The organism is Oliverpabstia sp. (genome assembly GCF_022785585.1).
Lineage (GTDB): Bacteria > Bacillota > Clostridia > Lachnospirales > Lachnospiraceae > Oliverpabstia > Oliverpabstia intestinalis.
The window spans coordinates 1-4,117 of the sequence record NZ_JALFPR010000119.1 but is presented as its reverse complement, the minus strand read 5'-3'; the positions used below and the strand labels follow the sequence as shown (position 1 = coordinate 4,117).

The following is a 4,117-nucleotide window of genomic DNA, read 5'->3' as shown; positions in this document are numbered from 1 at the left end:
AGCTGTGGTTTGTCATATTCGCCACCGTATCCTGATCAGAAATTCCTTCATAGTGAATCTCTACGGCATTATCATCAGTCAGTGTGTATGTAACTGTCACATCAAAGTTTCCGGGAAATCCCTGTTCACCATCCGGGCTGTGATGACGAAAAGCAACCGCCTGCTCTTTTGTTTCTGCTTCCCACATCATGAATTCAAATCCATCCGGACCACTGTGCAGACTGTTTCCTTTTTCATTTGGCGTCAGCTGAATCTTTTTTCCATTCAGTACAAAAGAGGCACCATTGATACGATTTCCGTTTCTTCCGATTGTAGCACCAAAATGAGGAGAATTTACCTGATAATCTTCTCCGTGATCATATCCTAATACCACATCTGTCAGCACACCATTTTTGTCCGGTACCAGGACACTTACCAGAATCGCGCCAAAATCTGTAACCTTCATCACCATACCGTTTTTATTGGTTACCGTATACAAAGAAATGGCTTCTCCTTTTTTTGTTGTTCCAAAGCTTTGTTTTTCTACACTCATAATACCCTCCGTCTCAGTCACTTTCTAGGACTGTTCTCTTAATAATATTTTGTACCAGCCCTCAGTCTTGTCCCAACAATGTTCCGACTGTTATGCAGCTGTACTATTACATAAAAAAGGAGTCATATCATGACTCCCCATCTTCCTTTTATAACCCCGGAGTGCCGTTTCCCTTTTTTTGACGCCTAGCGACTGCTAGGTGGGTGACCGCAGTATCTCTTTTGTCTTCCGCTGCATAATGACGGCCTGACATCCAATCAACAATATAGGAGTCCCATAAACGTAAATGTAGGTTCAAAATAAAGAGAGGGTCGCACACCCCAGGTGTTACTTTTTATTGTATTATACCCTAGTCTATGTTGTATTTCAAGGAATAATGTACAAAAATTCAAATTTTTGATGAATACTTTAGGTCACAGTGACCGAAGGGCCTGTTTTCTTTCTTCATCACTGAATGCCGAGAATTTTCTTCACTACAACAGGCATCTCCGCTACATCTGCTACCGTATTATGACGAACTTCAGCGTTACGGATTTCTTCGATTGCATTCGGCACTGCCACACCGGAAATTTCTGATAACTGGTCGATCAGTTCAAAATCTCCCATAGCTGCATATTTTCCTTCATCAATTGCTTCCATCACGCTTCTTGTAAACTTATATGGGCTTGCTGTAGAGGCGATCACAGTTTTAGCTGTATCACCTGTTTCCTCTGTATACTTTTTATACACTGTTGCAGCTACACTGGTATGTGTATCGATCACATAACCACAGTCTTTATAAATTTTACGAATCGTTTCAGCAGTCTCCTCTTCCGTTGCATAGTTGCCATAGAAATCAGCCAGCTGCATCTTCATTTCATCTGTGATATGATAAACACCATCTTTTGTCAGTTCTTCCATCAGAACTTTATTTTTCTCCGGATCATTTCCTGCGATTCTGTAAATCAGACGCTCCAGATTGCTGGAAATCAGGATATCCATAGATGGTGATGTTGTCAGAATAAACTCTCTGTTTCTGTCATAAGTTCCTGTAGTAAAGAAGTCAAACAGTACTTTATTGTCATTAGACGCACAGATCAGTTTTTTAATCGGCAGACCCATATTTTTTGCATAGTAAGCGGCCAGGATATTTCCAAAGTTACCGGTAGGAACTACTACATTAATCTCTTCACCCTGCTGGATCTGTCCTGTTTTATACAGATTTGCATATGCATATACATAATACACAATTTGCGGAACCAGACGGCCGATATTGATCGAGTTTGCAGAAGAGAACTGATAACCAGCCTCTTCCAGCTCTGCTTTCATCTCAGTGTCGTTGAAGATTTTCTTTACGCCAGTCTGCGCATCATCAAAGTTTCCGCGAATCGCAACAACGTAAGTATTGTCTCCTTTCTGAGTTACCATCTGTTTTTCCTGAATAGGACTCACACCGTCTTTCGGATAAAATACGATAATTTTAGTTCCCGGTACATCAGCAAAACCTGCCATTGCTGCTTTTCCTGTATCACCGGAAGTTGCAGTCAGAATTACGATGTCATTGGTCACACCGTTTTTCTTCGCAGCTGTTGTCAGCAGATATGGAAGAATCGACAGAGCCATGTCTTTGAAAGCTATTGTAGATCCGTGGAATAATTCCAGATAATAGGCACCATCTGCTTTCACAAGAGGTGCAATGACATCGGTATCAAACTTCTTATCATAGGCAGACTGAATACATTTCTTCAGTTCTTCTTCTGTGAAATCAGTCAGAAAACGACTCATTACTTCGTAGGCAACTTCCTGATAAGACATCTGTGCCAGCTGTTCCATAGGGACGTCCAGTACCGGAATCTGATCCGGTACAAATAAGCCGCCATCTTCAGAAAGACCTTTTAAGATTGCATTGGATGCAGTTACTGTACTTCCATTTCCTCTGGTGCTTCTGTATAATACTTCCATTCTGTACACTCCTCACATATTTTTATGCTTTTATGTAGTAAATCACTATAGTTTAGAATTATAACACAGGTCACTTTTTATGGCAATCCTATTTTCTTTGATTTACATACCTGTATATTTATGTTTTTATGCGTAACTATTCAGTAGGCATTATCCCGCGAGGTGTTTTGGCATAAATATGCCAAAATCCCGAGACATACAAGCAAAAATGCCATCACCGAAGGTGATTTTAATTGCATTTTTGCTCGTAACTGTGAAGGTACTGAACAGTTACTTTTATGCAACTATTCAGCAGGTAGTATCCCACGAGGTGTTTTGCAATCTCAAATATAAAAGCTGTGTCCACCATGTGCAAACAGGAATGTCAGTTTTTCATCAAACCACTTCACGTTCTTTTCATCTGCCTGATCTTTCGCAATAAAGTACAAAGCTCCCTGCGACAGATCATCACCATCTATCGCACGATTTACTGCTTCTCTGGTATCATCCGAAACAGTCACTGTATAGATTCTGCCATCTTCTGTCGGCGAAAACTGTGGGCTTCCACCTGTCCGATCCCAGATCACAGATGTTACATTATCAGGGAACTGGTCACTCGAGACACGGTTCAAGATAACATTCGTTACCATGATCTTTCCGTCCAGATCTTCTCCTCCTGCCTCCGCTTCCACGATAGCAAGGAGATTCTCATAGTCTTTATCTGACATACGCATCTGTTGAGTCAGATCATCCGCCTCCTGATCTGCGGCTTCCAGTGCCTGAATCATCCTGGTCCCTACATCCAGTTTTGCTACGGTTTCTGTCCGAATCATCCACTGTCCGACAAGAACAGTCTCACAGGGACCTCCAACAGCCCGATAACTTTTTGTAAGTCCTTTTGTAGCCAGGATTCCATCGATTACCCCTGCATAACCACAGGGGATCGTCCCGTCAGGATCATCATCCCCGGTATCTGATTCTTCCTCTTTTTGGCCGGATGCTTCCTGTGTGACTGTTATTTCTCCCATTTGTTTTACGATCATCGGCTTGCTACCCATCAGGCTTCCAACAGCCGCGATAACCACCGCTGTACCTGCTCCCACTGCCAGACATTCTCTTTTCCGTTCTCTGACTGCCCGCAGAAGCATCGCCCGAAGGGAATTCCAGACCTTTGTTAATCGTTCCATTTCTATTCCTCTTCGTTCTTTTCTTTTTCATAATTCTGTAATATTTTATTCATAATTATAAATATCCGTAAGAACAAAGTCAATAGAATCTCTGTTTTTTCTACTTATTTCACGAATTATCTCCCACTTTTTCATGAATAATGCTGGTTTATTTGATTATCGACCCACTTTCTTTTATTTTTCGATATATTTTAATATTTTAAAACATTTCCAATCATTTCGTAACAACTACTCTTTTAACATAAGAAAACAGGGGCAAGATGTTACATTTCTGCAACATCTTGCCCCCTGATTGTTTTCTTTTTATCGGTTATTAATTGCTGTAACCAGCGCATCAATAGATGCACGGATAATGTCGCTGTCGACGCCTGCACCCCAGGAAAGGGATCCATCCGGTTTCTGGATACCCACGTATGCAATTGCCTTTGAACTTGTGCTCATTTCCAGTGCATGCTCGGTGTAGGAAACCAGTGTATAT

The 4,117-nt window shown here is 41.4% G+C and carries 4 protein-coding genes and 1 other RNA gene; all 5 read right to left on the bottom strand.

The genetic code is table 11. From position 1 onward, the window contains the following. Positions 1-532 (bottom strand): aldose epimerase family protein (locus tag MSA64_RS08375; RefSeq protein WP_442945318.1); only part of this gene is annotated, 532 nt, incomplete at its 3' end. 149 nt (positions 533-681) lie between these two features. Further along, positions 682-862: non-coding RNA, 6S RNA (gene ssrS / locus MSA64_RS08370), on the bottom strand. Positions 863-979: 117 nt separating this feature from the next. Further along, entirely contained in the window at positions 980-2,473 is a 1,494-nt protein-coding gene (gene thrC, locus MSA64_RS08365) for a threonine synthase (protein WP_277664038.1), read from the bottom strand. Positions 2,474-2,796: 323 nt separating this feature from the next. Next, entirely contained in the window at positions 2,797-3,639 is an 843-nt protein-coding gene (locus MSA64_RS08360; protein WP_118568537.1) for a cell wall hydrolase, read from the bottom strand. Between the two features lie 303 nt (positions 3,640-3,942). Continuing rightward, positions 3,943-4,117 (bottom strand): alpha-isopropylmalate synthase regulatory domain-containing protein (locus MSA64_RS12060; RefSeq protein ID WP_287891300.1); only part of this gene is annotated, 175 nt, incomplete at its 5' end.